This is a genomic window from Photobacterium sp. R1, assembly GCF_054600795.1.
Genome location: NZ_BAAHZP010000340.1, coordinates 1 through 312, shown reverse-complemented (window position 1 = coordinate 312; position 312 = coordinate 1). Strand labels below are relative to the sequence as shown.

Genomic DNA, 312 nt, shown 5'->3' with positions numbered 1-312 from the left:
GAAGGTCCCTGTTTCAACCAACGCATTGCCGGAAACCAGCTCTTCTTTTTTCAGGTGCTGAGGCAGTAAAGCATACTTGGCTGGGCCAAAGAAGGCAGATTGTGAGCCCATCAGGAACAACAGCAGCAGTAAGGCGGTATAATTTTCTGCCACAAACGCCACAGCCGCCATGGACATGATGATGATTTCAGCCATTTTCACCTTTCGCATGATGCTGGCTTTATCATAGGAGTCAGCCAGAACACCGGCAGACGCCGAGAACAAAAAGAAAGGCAGAATAAAGATACCGGCGGCCAGGTTGATAATAAAATC

Annotated in this window: 1 protein-coding gene; it reads right to left on the bottom strand. The window is 48.4% G+C overall.

Annotation, left to right across the window (positions count from 1 at the left end; translation table 11 throughout):
- A partial coding sequence (locus ACYP03_RS25325) for an MFS transporter (RefSeq protein WP_459782576.1) occupies positions 1-312 on the bottom strand: 312 nt, incomplete at both ends.